Origin of the sequence: Acidovorax sp. SUPP2825 (genome assembly GCF_030158995.1) — a bacterium.
Classification (GTDB): domain Bacteria; phylum Pseudomonadota; class Gammaproteobacteria; order Burkholderiales; family Burkholderiaceae_C; genus Paracidovorax.
In genome coordinates this window covers 177,920-196,871 of the sequence record NZ_BQXK01000006.1, presented here as the reverse complement: position 1 = coordinate 196,871, position 18,952 = coordinate 177,920, and the positions used below count along the sequence as shown (strand labels likewise).

Below are 18,952 nucleotides of genomic sequence, written 5' to 3'. Positions count from 1 at the left end.
GGCCTCCAGCGCCGGGGGCGTCCCGGGCCCGCCAGGGCTTGGCGAAAGCCTTCGGTTTCGTCGTTTCGTTTTGCCGATTCGGCGGGGTCCGCGCCCCGCCGGCGCCGCCCATGACCCTCGCCAGCCTGATCCGCCTGTTCGCCCTGGCCGCCCTGTGGGGCGGCAGTTTTCTGTTCATGCGCATCGCTGTGCCGGTACTGGGCGCGGTGCCCACGGCCTTCGGGCGCGTGGCGCTGGCGGCGGCCGGGCTGATGGCGTTGCTGGCGTTCGCGCGGCTGCGGCCGGCTTTTCACGGCAAGCTGGGCGCGGCGCTGGTGCTGGGCGTGGTCAATTCGGGGGTGCCGTTCCTGATGTTCGCGCTCGCGGCCCGCACGCTGCCGGCGGGCTACAGCGCCATCCTGAACGCGACCACGCCGCTCATGGGCGTGCTGATCGGCGCCGCGGCCTTCGGCGAGCGGATCACCGCCGCGCGCACGGCCGGCGTGCTGCTGGGCATGGCCGGGGTGGCCGTGCTGGCGCAGACGGGCCCCGTGGCCCTGTCACCGCAGGTGCTGGCAGGCATGGGCGCCTGCCTGGTGGCCACGGCCTGCTACGGCGCGGCGGGCTTTCTCACGCGCCGCTGGATCACCGCGCGCGGCGGGCTCGACAGCCGCCTGGTGGCGGTGGGCAGCCAGTGGGGCGCCGTGCTGGTGCTGGCGCCGTTCGCGGCCTGGGAGGTGTGGCGCCAGCCCGGCCTGCCCGCCACCTGGATGGCCGCGCCGCCCACGGTGTGGGCCGCCATGCTCGCCATGGGGCTGCTGTGCACGGCCCTGGCCTATGTGCTGTATTTCCGGCTCATCGCCGACGTGGGGCCGCTCAAGGCGCTGTCGGTGACGTTCCTGGTGCCGCTGTTCGGCGTGGCCTGGGGCTGGCTGGTACTGGGCGAGGCCGCCACCGCCGCGCATGCGGCCGGCGGCGGGCTGATCGCCGCGGCGCTGTGGCTGGTGCTGCGGCCGACGCCAGTGGCGAAACCTGGACGTTAGCCCGGCAGCGAGGGTGGGGCGGTCGGCAGTCCGCCCGCACCGTCCAGCAGCCAGCGCCGCACCTGTGCGACCGATTCGGGGTGCCGCTGCTTGCGGGGGTGCACGAGGTAGTAGCCCGCGCCGGTGCGCAAGGCCTCGGGAAAGGCCAGCACCAGCCGCCCGGCCGCCAGATCGGGCGCCACGAATTCCTGCTGGGCCAGCGCCAGGCCCTGCCCCATGACGGCGGCATCAATGGCGAGCGTGGTCTGGTTGAAATGCAGGGCGCGCGCCGCAGGCGCCCTGGCCTGCGGCGCGCACTGCTCGAAGTAGGTCTCCCATGGCGACTGGGCATCGTGCAGCAGCGCCTGCGCGATGCCCTCGCCGGCCCGCCCGGCCTGCGCGCTCCGTTCTCGCCACCGCGGGCTGCAGACGGCGACCAGGCATTCCTCGAACAGCAGATCGGCCGACAGCCCGGGACCGAACGGCGGGCAGCCGTAGCGCACGGCCAGGTCCACCGCCTCGTTGTGGAAGTGCGCCAGCCGCTCCGTGGCCAGGATGCGCAGATCGACGCCTGGGTGCCGGCGCGTGTAGCCGTCGAGCCGCGGGATGAGCCATTTGGTGGCGAAGGTGGGCGTCACGCTCACGGTCAGTCGCAGGGGCTGGGGGACCAGGCTCTCCGTGGCCTGCGCCAGCAGTTCGAAGGCCCGCCGCACGCCGACGATGTAGCGCTGGCCGTTGGACGTGAGCGCCAGCGCGCGGGGCAGGCGCTCGAAGAGCTTCAGGCCCAGCTCCGCCTCCAGGGCCCGGACCTGCTGCGCCACCGCGCCTTGCGTCACCCCCAGTTCCAGCCCGGCCAGCCGGAAGTTGAGGTGGCGGCTCGTGGCCTCGAAGGCACGCAGGGCATTGAGCGAGGGCATGCGCCCGAGGGGTTGCGTCATGGGTGCAGATTTTCTACTGATTCGAGGCAGGCGATCTGCCGGGCTCCATGCCCCTAAAACGCCTGGGCTGTCGAACAATCTCCAGGTGCCACTAGCGGCACGCAAGGACCGATAAATGGCAGTAGAAAAAGTGGCGCTCATCACCGCCGGCGGCAGTGGCATGGGGGCGGCGGCCGCACGCCGGCTGGCCGCCGACGGCTTTCGCATCGGCATCCTTTCCTCCTCCGGGAAAGGGCAGGCGCTCGCCGAGGCGCTCGGGGGCGTGGGGGTCACCGGCTCAAACCAGTCGGTGGAGGACATCGGGCGGCTGGTGGACCGGACCCACCGGCGCTGGGGCCGCATCGACGTGCTGGTCAACAGCGCCGGCCACGGGCCTCGGGCGCCATTGCTGGACCTGTCCGACGAACAGTGGCTCGAGGGCATGAACACCTACCTGCTGAACGTGGTCCGGCCCACCCGCCTGGTGGCGCCCCTCATGCAGAGGCAGGGCGGCGGGGCGATCGTCAACATCTCCTCGGCCTGGGCACTGGAGCCCAGCGCGCTGTTCCCGGCGTCGTCCGTCATGCGCGCCGGCCTGGCCTCGTTCACGCGCATCTTCGTGGACAGCTTCTCAGCCGACAACGTGCGGATGAACAACGTGCTGCCCGGCTGGATCGACAGCCTGCCCGTGTGGGAAGAGCGGCGCACCGCCGTGCCGCTGCAGCGCTACGGCACCGTGGAGGAAGTGGCCGCCACGGTCGCCTTCCTGGCCTCCGACGGGGCGGCCTACATCACGGGGCAGAGCCTGCGGGTGGACGGCGGGCTCATGCGCACGCCGTGATCCGTCCGGACCCTTCCACCGCCTCGGCGGCGGGCCTATGATCCGCGCACCGGGAACACAGCCTCCCGTCCCGCCCCGGGTAGACGGTGTCCCGTCCCAGTGCTGGAAGCGCTCATGGAATCGATCATGGACACCGCCTTGCCCGACGACGCCGCATCGGCACGCCCCCACCCGCTGCCACTCTCCGAGGCCCTGCTTTTCTGGCTGAAGCTCGGCTTCATCAGCTTCGGCGGCCCGGCCGGGCAGATCGCCCTCATGCATGCGGAACTGGTGGAGCGCCGCCGGTGGATCTCGGAAAAGCGCTTTCTCCACGCCCTGAACTACTGCATGCTGCTGCCCGGGCCCGAGGCCCAGCAGCTGGCCACCTACCTCGGCTGGCTGCTGCACCGGACCGGGGGCGGCATCCTCGCCGGCACGCTGTTCGTGCTGCCGTCGCTGTGCCTCCTCATCGGCCTGTCCTGGCTCTACATGGCCCATGGAGACGTGCCGGTGATCGCCGGGGTGTTCTACGGCATCAAGCCGGCCGTCACGGCGCTGGTGGTGCAGGCGGCCTGGCGGATCGGTGGCAGGACGCTGAAGAACCGCTGGCTGTGGGGCATCGCGGTGGCCGCGTTCGCGGCCATCTTCGCGCTGCAGGTGCCGTTTCCCGCGATCGTGCTGCTCGCGGCGTTGGCCGGCCATGTGGGCGGCCGGGTGTCGCCACAGGCTTTTTCCGCCGGCGGCGCCCATGGCGCGGCAGCGGCATCGGCCGGGCGGGCACTGATCGACGACGACACACCCGCGCCGCCCCACGCCTTGTTTTCGTGGGCGCGTTTCGCCAAGGTGCTGCTGGTGGGCGGGGGGTTGTGGCTGCTGGCGCTGGGAGGGCTCTGGGCGCTGTTCGGATGGCATGGGGTACTGACCCAGATGGGGTGGTTCTTCACCAAGGCCGCGCTGATGACCTTCGGTGGCGCCTACGCCGTGCTCCCCTACGTCTACCAGGGCGCCGTCGACCACCACCACTGGCTGAGCGCCACGCAGATGATCGACGGCCTGGCGCTGGGCGAGACCACGCCCGGCCCGCTCATCATGGTGGTGTCGTTCGTGGCCTTCGTCGGGGGATGGACCCATGCTCTCTTCGGGCCCGGATCGCTGTTCCTGGCAGGCGCCGTGGCCGCCACCGCAGTGGCGTTCTTCACCTTCCTGCCTTCGTTCGTCTTCATCCTGCTGGGCGGTCCGTTCATCGAATCCACCCACGGCAACCTGAAGTTCACCGCGCCGCTGACCGGCATCACCGCCGCCGTGGTCGGCGTGATCGCCAACCTGGCGGTGTTCTTCGCCTATCACGTGCTGTGGCCGAAGGGCCTGGGAGGCCGCTTCGACGCCGCCTCGGCCGCCATCGGCGTGCTGGCCGCGGCGGCCCTGTTCCGGCTCCGATGGGGTGTGATTCCGGTGCTGGCGCTCTGCGGACTGCTCGGCGTGGCGTGCCGGCTGTCAGGGGTGTGAGCCGCTGCAGCGCGCAGCCACCGTCACTCCGGATTCACCAGCTTGATGGCGCGCGTTCCGATCTCCGCGCCCGTCACCGCATCGATCGCGATGGGCTGGATGTCGGTTCCCCGCTCGGCGTCCTGAAAGCGCACCAGCGGGCCGGTGCCCCGGTGCTTTCGCCCCCACGCGCCGATCATGAAAAGCACCGGCAGGTAGTCGCGCCCCGCCTGGGTCAGGACGTATTCCTCGCGCGGCGGACGTTCGGAGTACTGGCGCTTTTCGAGCAGCTTTTCCTCGGTCATGGCGGCCAGCCGCTTGGTCAGCATGGTGGGCGCGATCCCGAGGCTTTTCTTGAACTGATCGAAGCGCGTGAGGCCGGCATGCGCATCCCGAAGGATCAGCATGGTCCAGGCATCGCCCAGAACCTGCAGGCTGCGCGCGATGGGGCAGGGGCTGTCGCCCGATTTTTCAGCGTTCATATCGTTTCGGTATTGACTAACTATTAAATCGATACTAACATGCGGACCTCTGCCAGTCCACCCATGGAAACCATCCCAATGCCCTATTTCACCCTGAATTCCTCGCCGTCGATCAAGACCCCGTTGCCTGCTTCGCCCGCCGCCCCGGTACGCCTTCGGGCCACGGTGGCCGCGGCACTGGCGCTGGCGAGTGCCTTCGCGATGCCCGCCCAGGCACAGGAGCGCACCGCGACACAGCAGCAACAGCCCACGCTGTCCCGTGCCGAGGTGATCGCCGACCTCGCCCTGTGGCGCCGCGCGGGCGCCGACCGGTACGAAGGGCTGTCGCGTTCGTACGGCCTGGAAACGAAGGCCTACGACGCGGCCCAGCAGGAGTACCTGCGCCTTCGCCAGAGCGAGGCATTCCCGGCGGAAGTCCGCAAACAGCAGGCAGCGGACGGCCAGTGAGCCCGCGCACGGTGGGACACGGCGGCGCTCGCGGGCGGCCGCCGCCTCACCCTGCGAGCAAGGCCTTGGCCGGCGCCACCTGCATCTGCGGCGGGATCGCCACCCCGTTGCGGACACCCAGCACCTCGGCCATGACGCTCACGGCGATCTCCGCCGGCGTCTTGCTGCCGATGAACAGGCCGATGGGCCCCTTCAATCGCGCCAGCGCCGGTGCGTCCAGGTCGAAGTGCTCGGCCAGCCGCTGGCGCCGCGCTGCGTTGTTGCGCCGGCTGCCGATGGCGCCGACATAGAACGCATCCGTCTTCAGCGCCTCCAGCAGGGCGAGGTCGTCCAGCTTGGGGTCGTGCGTCAGCGCGATCACGGCGCTGCGTCGGTCGGGGCGGAAGGCCAGCACCACGTCGTCGGGCATGCCGTCGGCCAACGCGGCGCTGGGCACCGACCACGCACTGCGGTACTCCACCCGCGGGTCGCACACCGTCACCGCGAAGCCGTTGAAGCCGGCCATGGTGGCCAGGTATTCGGCCAGTTGCCCCGCGCCGATCAGCAGCATGCGGAACTGCGGACCGAAGGTGCTGGCCACCGTCTGCGCATCCGCATGGAAGGCCTGCGCGCCGCGGGCCTCGGACAGGGTGACCGCCCCATCGGAGAGCCGCACGCTGCGGCGCACCAGGCAGCCCTCGGCCAGCGACTCGACCAGGGCCTGCAGCGAGTCGAGCGCCGGATCGCGCTCCACCAGCAGCTCCAGCGTGCCGCCGCAGGGCAGTCCGAATCGGTGCGCCTCGTCGGCGGATACCCCGTACTTCAGGAGCACCGGCTTCGCCGGGTCCCGGGGCAGGGCGTCGTCCCGGCCGGGCGTGCAGCACCGGGCGATCAGGTCGTCCTCGATGCAGCCGCCACTGACGGAGCCCACGACCGCGCCGCGGTCCGACAGCGCGAGGATGGAGCCCACGGGCCGCGGCGACGAGCCCCACGTCCGCACCACGGTGACGAGCCAGCCGTGCACCCCCGCGCGGCGCCAGTCGAGCAGGGTGTGCAGCACCCGGAAATCGAGGTTGTCCACGGCGCGTTCCCTCCGGCGTCAGGCCTGGGCCGGCAGGTGCGGCAGCAGCTTGTCCAGGGTGATGGGGTAGTCGCGCACCCGCGCACCCGTGGCGTTGTAGACCGCGTTGGCCACGGCGGCGCCGACGCCGCACAGGCCCAGCTCGCCCACGCCCTTGGCTTTCATGGGTGAGGAGATGGGGTCGGTCTCCGGCAGGAAGATGACCTCCTGGTGCGGGATGTCGGCATGCACCGGTACTTCATAGCCGGCCAGGTCGTGGTTAACGAAGAAGCCCCGGCGCTTGTCCACGGCCAGCTCTTCCATGAGCGCCGAGCCCACGCCCATGGTCATCGCGCCGATGACCTGGCTGCGGGCAGTCTTGGGGTTGAGGATGCGGCCCGCCGCGCACACGGCCAGCATGCGGCGCACCCGCACTTCGCCCGTGTCCACCGCCACGCCCACCTCGACGAAATGCCCGGCGAAGGTGGACTGCTGGTACTGCTTGTCGAGGTCGCCGTATTCGATGGCGTCCTCGGCCACCAGGCCGGCCTCGCCCGCCGCCTCGCCCAGGGGCACCGAACGCCCCGCCGCGCGCACCATGCCATCGGCGAACACGGCCTCGGCCGGCGCCACGCCGAGCTTGCGCGCGATCGTCTCGCGCAGCTTCATGCAGGCCGCGTACACGCCGGCCGTCGCATTGTTGGCGCCCCACTGGCCGCCCGAGCCGGCCGAGGCCGGAAAGGCGGAATCGCCCAGGTGCACGTCCACCTGCTGGAGCGCGACGCCCATCACCTCGGCGGCCGTCTGGCCCATGATGGTGTAGCTGCCGGTGCCGATGTCGGTCATGTCGCTCTCCACGGTCACGCGCCCCGTGCGGTCCAGGCGCACGCGCGCGGCCGACTTCATCAGCAGGTTGTTGCGAAAACCCGCGGCCACGCCCATGCCCACCAGCCACCGGCCCTCGCGCCGCTGGCCCGGTGCCGCGCTGCGCTGGCTCCAGCCGAAGCGCTCCGCGCCCAGGCGCAGGCACTCGACCAGCTGGCGCTGCGAGAACTTGCGGCCCGGCTTCTCGGGGTCGGTCTGGGTGTCGTTGAGGACGCGGAATTCGATGGGGTCGATGCCCAGCCGCTCGGCCATTTCGTCCATGGCGATCTCCAGCGCCATCAGCCCGGGCGCCTCGCCGGGCGCGCGCATGGCATTGCCCTCGGGCAGGTCCAGCGGCGAGATGCGCAGCGCCGTGTAGCGGTGGGCACCGGCATACAGAAGCCGTGTCTGCGCGATGGCGTCCTCGGGGTCGCCGCCGGGCAGATTGCCGGACCAGCTTTCATGGCCGATGGCGGTGATGCGCCCATCCTGGCCCGCACCGATGCGGATGCGCTGGATGGTCGCAGGCCGGTGCGTGCCGTTGTTGGCCATGAGCGGGCGCTGCATCGCCACCTTGACCGGCCGGCCTGCCGCGCGCGCGCCCAGCGCGGCCAGCACGGTGTCGGCCCGCAGGAAGAGCTTGCCGCCGAAGCCGCCGCCGATGTAGGGCGACACCAGCCGCACCTTGTCCGGCGCCAGGCCCAGGGTCTTGGCCAGGTCGCCCGCGGTCCAGGCGATCATCTGGTTGGACAGCCACACCGTGAGGTGGTCGCCCTCCCAGGCCGCGAGCGAGGCGAAGGGCTCCATCATCGCGTGGGTGTGGTCGGGCGTGGTGTAGGTGACATCCAGCCGCACCGGGGCCTCGGGATAGCGGCCGGCGAAGTTGCCGAACGCGCTCTCGGGCTTGGAGGACTTGGGCACGGTGGCGGAACCACGCTCGGCCGCCAGGTCGAACGCGCCAGGCGTGCTGACGTAGTCGATCTTCAGCAGATGCGCCGCGGCGCGGGCCTGCTCGAAGGTCTCGGCCACGACCAGCGCGACGGCCTGGTGGTAGTGCTCGATGCCGCTGCCGCCCAGCAGGCGGGCGACGTTCATCTTGCCCTTGCCGAGCTTGCCGGCGTTCTGGGCGTTGACGATGGCCAGCACGCCCGGCGCGGCACGCGCGGCGGACAGGTCCATCGAGGCGATCCGCCCCTTGGCGATGGACGATCCCACGATGTAGCCATACGCCTGGCGCGCCACGACGTCGTGCTGCTCGTAGGCGTAGCGCGCCTGCCCGCTGGTCTTGAGCGGGCCGTCGATGCGGTCCAGCGGCTGGCCGACCACCTTGAGCTGGTCGATGGCATTGTGCGAAGCCGGGGTGTCGAATTTCATGATTGGCTTTTCGCCTCGGCCAGCACGCCGGCGAGCGTGCGCTCGACCAGGGCCACCTTGAATGCGTTTTCGTGGGTGGGGCGCGCCGCGCCCAGCAACTGCGCCGCGGCGGCCTGCGCGCCTTGCGGCAGGGCCGCGTCCGCCGACGCCATGCGCCAGGGCTTGTGCGCCACGCCGCCCAGGGCGACGCGGCCCGTGCCGTCCTTTTGCAGCACGGCCGCCACGGAGATGAGCGCGAAGGCGTACGAGGAGCGGTCGCGCACCTTGCGGTAGATGTGGGTGCCGCCCGCGAGCGCGGGCAGCCTCACGGCGGTGATGAATTCGCCGGCGTCGAGCGCGGTCTCGATGTGCGGGGTGTTGCCCGGCAGCCGGTGGAAGTCGGCAATGGGAATGCGGCGTGGCTGGCCGTCCGCCCGCACCGTCTCGACCACCGCATCCAGCGCCCGCATGGCCACGGCCATGTCGCTCGGGTGGGTGGCGATGCAGGCCTCGCTCGCGCCCACCACCGCATGCTGGCGCGTGACGCCGCCGATGGCCGCGCAGCCCGCGCCCGGCTGGCGCTTGTTGCACGGCATGTTGGTGTCGTAGAAGTAGGGGCAGCGCGTGCGCTGCAGCAGGTTGCCGGCGGTGGTCGCCTTGTTGCGCAACTGGCCCGACGCACCGGCCAGCAGGGCGCGCGACAGCAGGCCGTAGTCGCGCCGCACGCCGGCATGCGCCGCCAGGTCGGTGTTGCGCACCAGCGCACCGATCCGCAGGCCGCCCTCCGGCACGGGCTCGATGCGGTCCAGGCCCAGGCCGTTGATGTCGATGAGGTGCGTGGGCGCCTCGATCTGCAGCTTCATCAGGTCCAGCAGGTTCGTGCCGCCGGCGATGAAACGGGCCTGCGGGTTGCCTGCGGCAGCGGCTGCGGCGGCCTGCACCGAGGCCGCGCGTTCGTAGGTGAATGGCTTCATGCGGCACCCCCGTTGGTGGCGGCCACTTCGGTGATCGCATCCAGGATGTTGGAATAGGCGCCGCAGCGGCAGAGGTTGCCGCTCATGCGCTCGCGGATCTCGTCGGCCGAGAGCAGCGGCTGCGCCGTGAGGTCGCCGCTCACATGGCTGGGAATGCCGGCCTTGATTTCCTGCAGCATGCCCACGGCCGAGCAGATCTGGCCCGGCGTGCAGTAGCCGCACTGGTAGCCGTCATGTTTGACGAAAGCGGCCTGCAGCGGGTGCAGCTTCTGCGGCTGGCCCAGGCCTTCGATGGTGGTGACCTGCGCACCCTCGTGCATCACTGCCAGGGTCAGGCAGGCATTGATGCGGCGGCCATCGACGATGACCGTGCAGGCGCCGCACTGCCCGTGGTCGCAGCCCTTCTTGGTGCCGGTGAGGTGCAGGTGCTCGCGCAGGGCGTCGAGCAGCGTCGTGCGGGTGTCCAGCGACAGGGTCTGCTGTTGGCCGTTGATGGTCATGCGCACCGGCATGGCCGTCTCGCCCTGGGGCGCCAGCGCGCCGGGCTTTGGCGACGGTGGAGCGGCCTGCGCCGTGGTTCGGGCGGCGGCCCCGGTGGCGGCCACCGCCGAAGCCGAGGCGGCCCCCACGACGAACAGGTCTCGCCGGGTCAGCGCTGGGTCGGTGAAGTTTTGCATCGTGGGATCCTTTTTTGGGGGCAGGGCAGGGGAGCCCTTTGACCACTCGCCAGGGTGCGGGAGTGCGTGCGCAGGCATGTCTTTGCAAGCCTCTCCCGATCCATCTTGCGCAGAGGGCGGGGAAAAGGTTTAGAGGCCAATGCCGCGTCTGCCTGTCAGCCACGCGAAGCCACGCCAAGAGAGCGGTCCTCTTCATTCTGCGCTGCGCCACGCCCAAAAACAGGGCCCTGCCATCCCCAAAACGGATGGCATGCGTTCTCCAACCGGCATCGGTTCGCGCTGTCTTTCGGCATCCAATCGGTGCCTGAGGCCGGTCACCCGGCACACCGACCACACCGCCGAACGGCGGATCCACCAGCCCATCGGAAAGGAAACCCCATGAACCCATTCAACTTCAACCGGCGCGGGGCCGTCCAGGCGATGGGCCTGGCCCTCGCCGCAGCCGCCGCGGGCGGCGGTGCTGCGCGCGCGAGGGCGGCGCCCCCCGCCACGACGCCCTCCGCCTCGGGGGCCAACGCGAGCATCCTGATCGTGGTGTCGAGCCATGACCGAAAAGGCCAGGACCTGGTGGCGGGCTTCTGGTTTCCGGAACTGACGCACCCGGTCCAGGCGTTTGCGCAGGCCGGCCTCGCCTACGACATCGCCAGCCCCCGGGGCGGGATGCCGCCGTTAGACGGCTTCGACCTCCAGGACGAGGGCAACCGCTGGTTCTGGATCCAGCCGGAACTGAGGAACCGGCTGGCCAACAGCCTTCCCCTGTCCCAGGTCGATCCCTCCCGCTACGCCGCCGTGGTGCTCGTGGGCGGCCACGGCCCGATGTGGGACTTCGCGGGGAACGCCGGCCTGCAGGCGATCGTTCGCTCGGTCTACGAGCGCGGGGGCATCGTGGGCGCGGTGTGCCACGGCCCGGCGGGCTTGCTGGACCTCAAGCTGTCCGACGGAACGCCGTTGATCGCCGGCCGCCGGCTGACGGCGTTCACCAACGAGGAAGAGGCCTCGCGCCAATACGACCGACTGGTCCCCTTCGTGCTGGAGTCGGCCCTGAAGGCGGGACGGACCGTGTTCGAGGAAGCCGGCATCTTCCAGAGCCATGTGGTGGTCGACGGGCGATTGATCACAGGCCAGAACCCCGCTTCGGCCCGGCCGTTCGGCGAAGCGGTGGTCGCTGCGTTGGCGGCCCGAGGCCGGCCGTAGCAGGCCCGGGGCGATGCGTTTTCGGCATGGGAGCGCGACAATCCATGCCGATCACCGGGGCGCATGCCGCATCGTCCATGCGCGCCCGGCCCATGCCAACGGAAGGAGGGGCGCAGCCCATGAACGACCTGCCGATCTCGGCTTTGCGGACCTTCCGCGCGCTCGCGCGCTGCGGCAGCTTCACGGCCACGGCCCGCGACCTGGGCGTGGCGCAGTCGGCCGTCAGCCGGCACATCGCGGCCCTGGAAGCGCATCTGCGCCAGACGCTGGTGCTGCGCGGCCACCGCCGTGTGCAGCTCACGCCGGCGGGCGAGCTGTACCTGGACACCGTGCAGCGGGTGCTGGACGAACTGGACCAGGGCGCCGTGCGGGCCGCCCGCTCGGGGGGCCGGCCGGTGGTCAAGATCCTGGCCATGCCGTCGTTCGCGGCCCGCTGGCTCGTGCCGCGGCTCGCCCGGCTGCCCGCCCGCATCGATGCCGAGATCGAGCTGGCGACGTCGATCTGGGATGCCGACTTCCACAAGGAGCGGTTCGACATCGCCATCCACTATGGGGACGGGGCATGGCCCGGCGCCCGCCTGCTCATGCACGACAGCCTCGTTCCCGTCGTCTCGCCGCGCCTGCTGGCCGGACCGGGGCTGCAGCGGATCGAAGACCTCGCCCGATTCTGCTGGCTGCACGACAGCCTGCGCAGCAGCAAATGGCCCCAGTGGCTCGCGGCGTTCCACCTCGGCGACCTCGCGAGCGAGCGGCACATGAAGCTGCAGGACACCGAGGCGACCCTCACCGCCGCCGTGGCGGGCCTGGGGATCGCGGTGGGCCACGCGGTCCTGATCGAGCACGACGTGCGCGAGGGCCGGCTGGCCGAGGCGTGGCCCGGGCACATGCCGCTGGCGGCGGGCTACCACCTGCTGCAGTCCAAGCGGTCGGCACGCAATGCCGCCGCACAGGCGCTCGTCGCCTGGCTGTTCGACGAGGCCGAAGCGTTCCGCCGCACGCAACAGATCCCGGACGCCCGGCGGGGGGCTCCGCCCGGCCAGCCCTTCGCGAGGGGTTGAACCGGCTGCGGAAAATCAGCGCCCCCTGTCGCGCATCCCCTACACGGCCTGACATGCCCTCTCGTCATAATGGCCGCCATGCCGAACCGCTGGAAACCCAACGTCACCGTGGCCGCCGTCATCGAACAGGACGGCCGCTTCCTGCTGGTGGAAGAAGACACGGCCGACGGCCTGCGGCTGAACAACCCGGCGGGGCACCTGGACCCGGGCGAGTCGCCCATCGACGGCTGCGTGCGCGAGGTGCTGGAGGAAACCGCCTGCGATTTCACCCCCACGGCGCTGGTGGGCGTGTACCTCAACCGCTTCACGCGCACCCGCACGGGCGACGACATCACCTACCTGCGCTTCGCCTTCGCCGGCTCGGTGGGGCCGGTGCATGCCTGGCGCACGCTGGACGACGGCATCGTGCGCACCGTGTGGATGACGCTCGACGAGATCCGCTGCTGCGCGGACCGCCACCGCAGCCCGCTGGTGATGGAGTGCATCGAGGACTACCTGGCCGGCAAGCGCTACCCGCTGGAGCTGATCCACACGGACGCCAGCGTGCTGCAGCCGCGCTGACCCCGGCGGGCCGCACGGCGCCCGCCACCGCCGCGTTTTGGCCCGTATCGCCTCCATGCCGGCGGATTGATTGCCCTCATTGCTATTAATTCAATAGCACCACAGATCCGGCCGGATCGCATGCCCCGCGGCGCACGCGGCGTTCTGCCGGCATGCCCCCGGCCGCGGCGGCATAAAAAATACAATCCCGGCCATGACAGCAACCCCCAAGCACCGCGTCGTCGTCGGCCTGTCCGGCGGCGTGGATTCCGCGGTCACCGCCCATCTGCTGAAAGCCATGGGCCATGAGGTCGTCGGCATCTTCATGAAGAATTGGGAAGACGACGACGACAGCGAATACTGCGCCTCCAACATCGACTTCGTGGATGCGGCCGCCGTGGCCGACGTGATCGGCATCGAGATCGAGCACGTGAATTTCGCCGCCGAGTACAAGGACCGCGTGTTCGCCGAGTTCCTGCGCGAGTACCAGGCCGGCCGCACGCCCAACCCCGACGTGCTGTGCAATGCCGAGATCAAGTTCAAGGCTTTCCTGGACCACGCCATGCGCCTGGGCGCCGAGAAGATCGCGACCGGCCACTACGCGCGGGTGCGGCAGAACGCGGCGAGCGGCCTGTTCGAACTGCTCAAGGGCCTGGACCCGTCCAAGGACCAGAGCTATTTCCTGCACCGCCTGAACCAGGCGCAGCTGTCGAAGACGCTGTTTCCCGTGGGCGAGCTGCACAAGACCGAGGTGCGCCGCATCGCCGAAGAGATCGGCCTGCCCAATGCCAAAAAGAAGGATTCCACCGGCATCTGCTTCATCGGGGAGCGGCCGTTCCGCGAGTTCCTGAACCGCTACATCGCCCATGCGGCGGGGCCGATCCAGGACGAGCGCGGGCGCACGCTGGGCCGCCACCAGGGCCTGAGCTTCTACACGCTGGGCCAGCGCCAGGGCCTGGGCATCGGCGGCGTGAAGGAAAAGGGCGCGCAGCGGGGCAGCGGAGACCACGCCCCCTGGTTCGTCGCGCGCAAGGACCTGGACAAGAACGTGCTGCGCGTGGTGCAGGGCCATGACCACCCCTGGCTGCAGTCGCACACGCTGCAGGCGGGCGATGCGAGCTGGGTGGCCGGCGCGCCGCCCGCCGCCGGCCTGCTGGCGGCCAAGACGCGCTACCGGCAGGCCGATGCGCCCTGCCGCATCGAGCCGATGGCGGACGGCGGCTTCGCGCTGGAATTTCCCGACGCGCAGTGGGCCGTCACCCCGGGTCAGTCCGCCGTGCTGTACGACGGCGAGGTGTGCCTCGGGGGCGGCGTGATCGCGTCGGCCACCACCGTCGCCTGACGGGCCCGCCGCACGCATGGCCCCGCCGCGCATTCCGCCGATCCAGGGCCTGCTGGCATTCGAGGCGCTGGCGCGGCTGCGCAGCGTGACGCACGCGGCCGAGGAGATGAGCGTGACGCCGAGCGCGGTGAGCCACCGCATCCGCCAGATGGAGACGCTGCTGGCCGTCAAGCTCTTCGCGCGCGGCGATTTCAGCCTGACGCCCGCCGGCGCTGCCTACCTGGAGCGGGTGCGCGAGGCCATCGCCGCGCTGCAGCACGTGCCCGGCACCCTGGGCGTGGGCCAGGCGACGCGCCTGCGCCTGGGCGTGACGCCGACCTTCGCGCGCCAGGTGCTGCTGCCGCGCATCGCACAGTTCCGCCACGCCTATCCGGACATCGAGCTGCAGCTGCAGGTGTCGCTGCCGGTGCACCACGTGATGGCCGAGGAGGCCGACGTGGAGGTGCGCTTCGGCACCGGGCACTTTCCCGACCGCGAATCGGTGCAGCTCTTCGCCGACCGCATCACGCCGGTGTGCAGCCCCGAATACCTGGCCGAGACCGGTCCGCTGGACGGCCTAGCGACGGAAGAGGCGGCGGCGCGCGTGCGCTTCATCCGCTGCGCGCTGGAGCCCTGGCGCACCTGGTTCAAGGCCGTGGGCATCGCCCAGCCCGAGCCGGTGGTGGGCAGCCAGTTCAACGACCTGGGCATGGCCTGGGATGCGGCGGTGGCCGGCTTCGGCGTGGCGCTGCTGCGCCTGCGCGCGGGGCAGCCCTGGCTGGAGAGCGGCCAGCTCGTGCGCCTGTCGCGCGACAGCCTGCCGTCGCCGCACGACTATTTCCTGTGCTGGAAGGCCGGCGCGCTCGAGCGCTGGGAGTGCGCGGCCTTCGTGGACTGGCTGCGCCAGGCGCTGCACGACGGCCCCTGACGGGCGCCGGGCGCTCCGGGACGGCGGGGCGCAGCCCCTGCGGGCGCAGCGGCTGACACGGAACTGACACGGTTTGAAAAGCCTTCACGCGGGCCGCGAAGGTTTTTCACGCCGCGCGCTCCGCAAATTTCTACAGTGGGCCGGCGCAGGTCCCGGCAGAGGGCCGCGGCACGGGGCCCCGCGGTCCGCACACCGATAGAACACCGGAGACAAATCCATGACCTGGCAGCAAATCTACGACCCGTTCGGCAACATGATCATTTCCACCGCGCTGGCCGCGATCCCGGTGGTCGTGATGCTCGCCGCGCTGGGCTTCTTTCACATCAAGGCGCACATCGCGGCCGGGCTGGGCCTGGTCGCGGCGCTGCTGGTGGCGATCTTCGCCTACGGCATGCCGGCCGACATGGCCGGGCGGGCGGCGCTGTACGGCGGCTTCACCGGCCTGCTGCCCATCGGCTGGATCGTGCTGAACATCATCTTCCTGCACCAGCTGACCGAGCAGAACGGCAGCTTCAAGGTGCTGCAGGATTCGCTCTCGGGCATCACCGGCGACCGGCGCATCCAACTGCTGCTGATCGCCTTCAGCTTCGGCGCGTTCTTCGAGGGCGCGGCCGGCTTCGGCACCCCGGTGGCGGTGACGGCGGCCATCCTGATCGGGCTGGGCTTCTCGCCGCTGGCCGCCTCGGGCCTGTCGCTCATCGCCAATACGGCGCCGGTGGCGTTCGGGGCGCTGGGCACCCCGGTCATCACGCTGGCCAAGGTGCACGGCTACGACCTGATGGAGGTGACGGCGATGGTGGGGCGGCAGCTGCCGTTCTTCTCGCTGCTGGTGCCGTTCTGGCTGATCTGGGCCTTCGCGGGCCGCAAGGGCATGTGGGAGATCTGGCCCGCCATCCTGGTGACGGCGGTGTCCTTCGCCGTGCCCCAGTACCTGGTGTCCAACTTCATCGGTCCCGAGCTGGTGGACATCATCGCCGCCATCGTTTCCATGGCTTCGCTGGTGGCGTTCCTGCGCGTGTGGAAGCCCAAGACGGTGTGGACCTCGGCCTCGCTGCGCGGGCGCGACATGAGCGCCTCGGAGGCCAAGCCGCCCCAGCCCGTCACCGCGCACAGCCGCGCCGCGCTGGTGGCCGCCTGGACGCCCTGGGTCATCCTGTCGGTGTTCGTGTTCATCTGGGGCCTGCCGCCGGTCAAGGCCTGGCTCAACGGCCTGTTCGCGCCCGCCTTCCCCATGGCCGGCCTGCACAACCTGATCGAGAAGGTGCCGCCCGTGGTGCCCACGCCCACCAAGGAGGGCGCGGTGTACACGCTGAACCTGCTGTCGGCCACCGGCACCGCCATCCTGCTGTCGGCGGTGGTGAGCGCATTCTTCATGAAATACAACCCGGTCGCCATCGCGCGCACGTTCTTCAAGACGGTGTGGCTGGTGCGCTTTTCGCTGCTGACCATCGTGCTCATGCTGGCCCTGGGCACGCTCACGCGCTATTCGGGCACCGACACCACGCTGGGGCTGGCGTTCGCCAACACCGGCGTGTTCTACCCGTTCTTCGGCACGCTGATGGGCTGGCTGGGCGTGGCGCTCACCGGCTCGGACACGGCCTCGAACGTGCTGTTCGGCGGCATGCAGAAGGTCGCCGCCGAGCAGTTGGGCCTGTCGCCCAACCTCATGGGCGCGGCCAACAGCTCGGGCGGCGTGATGGGCAAGATGATCGATGCGCAGTCGATCGTGGTGGCATCGACGGCCACCCGCTGGTTCAACCACGAGGGCGACATCCTGCGCTACGTGTTCTTCCACTCGATCGCGCTGGCCTGCCTGGTGGGGCTGTACGTGACGCTGCAGGCGTACGTGTGGCCCTTCCACCTGATGGTGGTGCACTGAGGGGGCTGTGGAACCGGCGGCGGCCTCCACGTCAGGCGCTTGAAGCCTTTTTGGCCGCGACCGCATGTTCCACTAGGGCATATCGCTATATTTTCAATAGCAAAAAAAAGGGGCGCACGGGCGCCCCTTTTTGTTTTTTTGCTGCGCTGCCGCGCCGCGTCAGCCGGTGCGCTTGGCGTCCGGGTCGCTCGGGCCGTTGCGGTCGGAGAGCATCTCGGCCGGTGGCTCCAGGTCGCCGCTGTCGCTGCCCTCGGCCTCCCAGGTGCCGCCGTCGCGGCCGGTCTTGCCGCGGGGGTGGGCCATGTCGGTGCCGTCGTCGAAGTTCAGCGGGCCGCCGCTGCGCGGGTCGTCGAAGGCCTGCACCGAGATGTCCTCGATGCCGTCCGAAACGTCCTGCTCGGCTTCCAGGTGGTCGTTGATGTCGTCGCCTTCCGGCATTTCGGCCGTGGGATCGTCGGTGGGGTCGATGGCGGTGTCGGGAACGATGGGGGTGCGCATGGCGGGCTCCTTGGGTCGGTCGGTGGGGACGCGGTCCGTGAAACGGTGCGCCGGATGCCCACAGCTTCGCCCCGTGCCAGCGCCGGGGCAGTGGGCGCGGCACCTGTTACCGGGTAGGAGCGATCCCGCACGGCCCGACAACGCCCGGGCTCAGGCGGCCGGCGGCGTCCCGAACGCGTTCAGCGGAATGCGCAGGTAGGCGATGCCGTTCACCTCGGGGGGCGGCAGCTGCCCGGCGCGCACGTTGACCTGCAGGGAGGGCAGCAGCAGCGCCGGCGCGCCCAGCGTGGCGTCGCGCGCACGGCGCAGGGCGACGAAATCCGCCTCGGCCACGCCGCCGCCCACGTGGATGTTGTGTTCGCGCTGCGCCTGCACCGTGGTCTCCCATTGCGGCGCGCGCCCGGCCGGAGGGTAGTCGTGGCACACGAACAGGCGCGTGTCGCCCGGCAGCGCCAGCAGCCGCTGGATGGAGCGGTAGAGCGTGGCCGCATCGCCCCCGGGAAAGTCCGCCCGCGCCGTGCCCACGTCGGGCATGAAGAGCGTGTCGCCCACGAAGGCCGCGCCGTCCACGAGGTAGGCCATGTCGGCCGGCGTGTGCCCCGGCACCCACAGGGCCGTGACGGGCGTGTCGCCCAGCCGCAGCGTTTCGCCATCGCGCACCAGATGGTCGAACGGGCTGCCGTCCGCGGCGCCGGTTTCGGCGGGAAAGAGCCGGCCGAAAGCGGCCTGCACCGCGCGGATGTGCTCGCCCACCGCGATGCGGCCCCCCGCCTGCGCCTTCAGGTACGGCGCGGCCGACAGGTGGTCGGCATGCACGTGGGTCTCCAGGATCCACTGCACCGTGAGCCCCCGCTCGCGCACGCAGGCCAGCACCGCATCGGCCGAGCGGGTGGCGGTGCGGCCCGCGGCGGCATCGAAGTCGAGCACCGGATCGATGATGGCCGCGCACCGCGTCGCCAGATCCCACACGAGGTGGGTCACCGTGCCCGTGGCGGGATCGAAGAACGACTGGAGGGAAGTGGTGCGTGGCATGGCGGGCGGCCTTTCGAACGGTTCAGCGGACAACAATCTTTTCACAGATATTATGTGATTTGATATATTGAATCCAACACCGACTTTTCGGTGGCCTTGTGACGGCTTTTGCATCGATCTTCCCATGGACCCCACACCTATCGACCCCGAACGCCTGCGCCAGGCGGCCAGCCAGGCCGTCTCGGCCCTGAAGGCCCTGGCCAACGAAGACCGGCTGCTGCTGCTGTGCCAGCTGTCGCAGGGCGAGCAGTGCGTGAGCGACCTGCAGGCGCGCCTGGGCATCCAGCAGCCCACGCTGTCGCAACAGCTCGGCGTGCTGCGCACCCAGGGCGTGGTGGAGACCCGGCGCGAGGGCAAGAACATCCACTACCGCGTGGCCGACGCCGCGCTGCTCGAGATCCTGGCGGTGCTGTACCGCCTGTACTGCCCCAAGGAGTGAACCC

19 protein-coding genes are annotated in these 18,952 nt (G+C 70.5%); 11 read left to right on the top strand and 8 right to left on the bottom strand.

The features are described 5' to 3' along the window. Positions 1-110 precede the first annotated feature (110 nt). On the top strand, positions 111-1,022 hold the full coding sequence (locus AVAK2825_RS10085; protein WP_284397409.1) for a DMT family transporter: 912 nt from the start codon (positions 111-113) through the stop codon (positions 1,020-1,022). Here AVAK2825_RS10085 and AVAK2825_RS10080 read toward each other — a convergent pair. After that, on the bottom strand, positions 1,019-1,939 hold the full coding sequence (locus AVAK2825_RS10080; RefSeq protein ID WP_284397406.1) for a LysR substrate-binding domain-containing protein: 921 nt from the start codon (positions 1,937-1,939) through the stop codon (positions 1,019-1,021). The genes AVAK2825_RS10085 and AVAK2825_RS10080 overlap by 4 nt on opposite strands. Before the next feature lie 115 nt (positions 1,940-2,054). On the opposite strand from AVAK2825_RS10080, the gene AVAK2825_RS10075 reads away from it, so the two are divergent. Next, positions 2,055-2,759: an SDR family oxidoreductase gene (locus tag AVAK2825_RS10075; protein WP_284397403.1), complete on the top strand. Its 705-nt coding sequence runs from the start codon at positions 2,055-2,057 to the stop codon at positions 2,757-2,759. A gap of 114 nt (positions 2,760-2,873) precedes the next feature. Further along, positions 2,874-4,244: a chromate efflux transporter gene (chrA, locus tag AVAK2825_RS10070; protein WP_502870521.1), complete on the top strand. Its 1,371-nt coding sequence runs from the start codon at positions 2,874-2,876 to the stop codon at positions 4,242-4,244. Between the two features lie 23 nt (positions 4,245-4,267). Here chrA and AVAK2825_RS10065 read toward each other — a convergent pair whose 3' ends face one another. After that, a complete protein-coding gene (locus AVAK2825_RS10065; protein ID WP_272566480.1) occupies positions 4,268-4,705 on the bottom strand; it encodes a winged helix-turn-helix transcriptional regulator in 438 nt (145 codons plus the stop codon). 63 nt (positions 4,706-4,768) lie between these two features. Between AVAK2825_RS10065 and AVAK2825_RS10060 the strand changes: the two genes are divergently transcribed. Next, positions 4,769-5,152, top strand: coding sequence for a DUF4148 domain-containing protein (locus tag AVAK2825_RS10060; RefSeq protein ID WP_284397394.1), 384 nt, complete (start codon positions 4,769-4,771; stop codon positions 5,150-5,152). A 46-nt stretch (positions 5,153-5,198) separates the two neighbouring features. On the opposite strand, the gene AVAK2825_RS10055 is transcribed toward AVAK2825_RS10060, so the two are convergent. The 4 genes from AVAK2825_RS10055 to paoA are packed head-to-tail and all read right to left on the bottom strand — an operon-like array spanning position 5,199 to position 10,059. Further along, complete coding sequence (locus tag AVAK2825_RS10055) at positions 5,199-6,212, bottom strand: XdhC family protein (RefSeq protein ID WP_284397391.1); 1,014 nt, start codon at positions 6,210-6,212, stop codon at positions 5,199-5,201. Positions 6,213-6,230: 18 nt separating this feature from the next. Then, entirely contained in the window at positions 6,231-8,429 is a 2,199-nt protein-coding gene (gene paoC, locus AVAK2825_RS10050) for an aldehyde oxidoreductase molybdenum-binding subunit PaoC (RefSeq protein WP_284397390.1), read from the bottom strand. Then, entirely contained in the window at positions 8,426-9,382 is a 957-nt protein-coding gene (locus tag AVAK2825_RS10045; protein ID WP_284397388.1) for an FAD binding domain-containing protein, read from the bottom strand. Before AVAK2825_RS10045 ends, paoC begins: the two co-directional genes overlap by 4 nt. Beyond that, positions 9,379-10,059 carry an aldehyde dehydrogenase iron-sulfur subunit PaoA gene (gene paoA / locus AVAK2825_RS10040; RefSeq protein WP_284397385.1) on the bottom strand — a complete coding sequence of 227 codons (681 nt, stop codon included), beginning with the start codon at positions 10,057-10,059 and terminating at the stop codon, positions 9,379-9,381. Before paoA ends, AVAK2825_RS10045 begins: the two co-directional genes overlap by 4 nt. A gap of 378 nt (positions 10,060-10,437) precedes the next feature. On the opposite strand from paoA, the gene AVAK2825_RS10035 reads away from it, so the two are divergent. The 6 genes from AVAK2825_RS10035 to AVAK2825_RS10010 all read left to right on the top strand — a co-directional run bounded on the left by AVAK2825_RS10035 (position 10,438) and on the right by AVAK2825_RS10010 (position 16,979). After that, positions 10,438-11,253: a type 1 glutamine amidotransferase domain-containing protein gene (locus tag AVAK2825_RS10035; protein ID WP_284397383.1), complete on the top strand. Its 816-nt coding sequence runs from the start codon at positions 10,438-10,440 to the stop codon at positions 11,251-11,253. A 119-nt stretch (positions 11,254-11,372) separates the two neighbouring features. Further along, positions 11,373-12,311 (top strand): LysR substrate-binding domain-containing protein, encoded by a 939-nt coding sequence (locus tag AVAK2825_RS10030; RefSeq protein WP_284397380.1) that lies wholly within the window; start codon positions 11,373-11,375, stop codon positions 12,309-12,311. A gap of 78 nt (positions 12,312-12,389) precedes the next feature. Further along, positions 12,390-12,872 carry an NUDIX hydrolase gene (locus AVAK2825_RS10025; RefSeq protein ID WP_272566313.1) on the top strand — a complete coding sequence of 161 codons (483 nt, stop codon included), beginning with the start codon at positions 12,390-12,392 and terminating at the stop codon, positions 12,870-12,872. A 193-nt stretch (positions 12,873-13,065) separates the two neighbouring features. Beyond that, complete coding sequence (mnmA, locus tag AVAK2825_RS10020; protein WP_284397375.1) at positions 13,066-14,193, top strand: tRNA 2-thiouridine(34) synthase MnmA; 1,128 nt, start codon at positions 13,066-13,068, stop codon at positions 14,191-14,193. A 16-nt stretch (positions 14,194-14,209) separates the two neighbouring features. Then, entirely contained in the window at positions 14,210-15,100 is an 891-nt protein-coding gene (locus tag AVAK2825_RS10015) for a LysR substrate-binding domain-containing protein (protein ID WP_284397372.1), read from the top strand. A 217-nt stretch (positions 15,101-15,317) separates the two neighbouring features. After that, on the top strand, positions 15,318-16,979 hold the full coding sequence (locus AVAK2825_RS10010; RefSeq protein ID WP_284397369.1) for an L-lactate permease: 1,662 nt from the start codon (positions 15,318-15,320) through the stop codon (positions 16,977-16,979). Positions 16,980-17,138: 159 nt separating this feature from the next. Here AVAK2825_RS10010 and AVAK2825_RS10005 read toward each other — a convergent pair whose 3' ends face one another. Both AVAK2825_RS10005 and AVAK2825_RS10000 read right to left on the bottom strand, forming a co-directional pair. Next, positions 17,139-17,477, bottom strand: coding sequence for a serine/threonine protein kinase (locus AVAK2825_RS10005; RefSeq protein ID WP_284397368.1), 339 nt, complete (start codon positions 17,475-17,477; stop codon positions 17,139-17,141). Positions 17,478-17,627: 150 nt separating this feature from the next. Then, positions 17,628-18,509, bottom strand: a complete 882-nt coding sequence (locus tag AVAK2825_RS10000; RefSeq protein ID WP_284397366.1) for an MBL fold metallo-hydrolase — start codon at positions 18,507-18,509, stop codon at positions 17,628-17,630. A 124-nt stretch (positions 18,510-18,633) separates the two neighbouring features. Between AVAK2825_RS10000 and AVAK2825_RS09995 the strand changes: the two genes are divergently transcribed. Next, the gene (locus tag AVAK2825_RS09995) at positions 18,634-18,948 is read left to right on the top strand and encodes an ArsR/SmtB family transcription factor (protein WP_284397363.1); all 315 of its coding nucleotides are present in this window, start codon (positions 18,634-18,636) and stop codon (positions 18,946-18,948) included. Positions 18,949-18,952: the final 4 nt, after the last annotated feature.

Excerpts from the sequence above, each read along its gene's own strand:
- AVAK2825_RS10075 (WP_284397403.1), top strand. The coding sequence starts at position 2,055 with ATGGCAGTAGAAAAAGTGGCGCTCATCACCGCCGGCGGCAGTGGCATG.
- mnmA (WP_284397375.1), top strand. The coding sequence starts at position 13,066 with ATGACAGCAACCCCCAAGCACCGCGTCGTCGTCGGCCTGTCCGGCGGC.
- AVAK2825_RS10025 (WP_272566313.1), top strand. The coding sequence starts at position 12,390 with ATGCCGAACCGCTGGAAACCCAACGTCACCGTGGCCGCCGTCATCGAA.
- AVAK2825_RS10035 (WP_284397383.1), top strand. The coding sequence starts at position 10,438 with ATGAACCCATTCAACTTCAACCGGCGCGGGGCCGTCCAGGCGATGGGC.
- AVAK2825_RS10045 (WP_284397388.1), bottom strand. The coding sequence starts at position 9,382 with ATGAAGCCATTCACCTACGAACGCGCGGCCTCGGTGCAGGCCGCCGCA.
- AVAK2825_RS10015 (WP_284397372.1), top strand. The coding sequence starts at position 14,210 with ATGGCCCCGCCGCGCATTCCGCCGATCCAGGGCCTGCTGGCATTCGAG.
- AVAK2825_RS10085 (WP_284397409.1), top strand. The coding sequence starts at position 111 with ATGACCCTCGCCAGCCTGATCCGCCTGTTCGCCCTGGCCGCCCTGTGG.
- paoC (WP_284397390.1), bottom strand. The coding sequence starts at position 8,429 with ATGAAATTCGACACCCCGGCTTCGCACAATGCCATCGACCAGCTCAAG.
- AVAK2825_RS09995 (WP_284397363.1), top strand. The coding sequence starts at position 18,634 with ATGGACCCCACACCTATCGACCCCGAACGCCTGCGCCAGGCGGCCAGC.
- AVAK2825_RS10060 (WP_284397394.1), top strand. The coding sequence starts at position 4,769 with ATGGAAACCATCCCAATGCCCTATTTCACCCTGAATTCCTCGCCGTCG.
- AVAK2825_RS10080 (WP_284397406.1), bottom strand. The coding sequence starts at position 1,939 with ATGACGCAACCCCTCGGGCGCATGCCCTCGCTCAATGCCCTGCGTGCC.
- AVAK2825_RS10010 (WP_284397369.1), top strand. The coding sequence starts at position 15,318 with ATGACCTGGCAGCAAATCTACGACCCGTTCGGCAACATGATCATTTCC.
- AVAK2825_RS10005 (WP_284397368.1), bottom strand. The coding sequence starts at position 17,477 with ATGCGCACCCCCATCGTTCCCGACACCGCCATCGACCCCACCGACGAT.
- paoA (WP_284397385.1), bottom strand. The coding sequence starts at position 10,059 with ATGCAAAACTTCACCGACCCAGCGCTGACCCGGCGAGACCTGTTCGTC.
- AVAK2825_RS10065 (WP_272566480.1), bottom strand. The coding sequence starts at position 4,705 with ATGAACGCTGAAAAATCGGGCGACAGCCCCTGCCCCATCGCGCGCAGC.
- chrA (WP_502870521.1), top strand. The coding sequence starts at position 2,874 with ATGGAATCGATCATGGACACCGCCTTGCCCGACGACGCCGCATCGGCA.
- AVAK2825_RS10030 (WP_284397380.1), top strand. The coding sequence starts at position 11,373 with ATGAACGACCTGCCGATCTCGGCTTTGCGGACCTTCCGCGCGCTCGCG.
- AVAK2825_RS10000 (WP_284397366.1), bottom strand. The coding sequence starts at position 18,509 with ATGCCACGCACCACTTCCCTCCAGTCGTTCTTCGATCCCGCCACGGGC.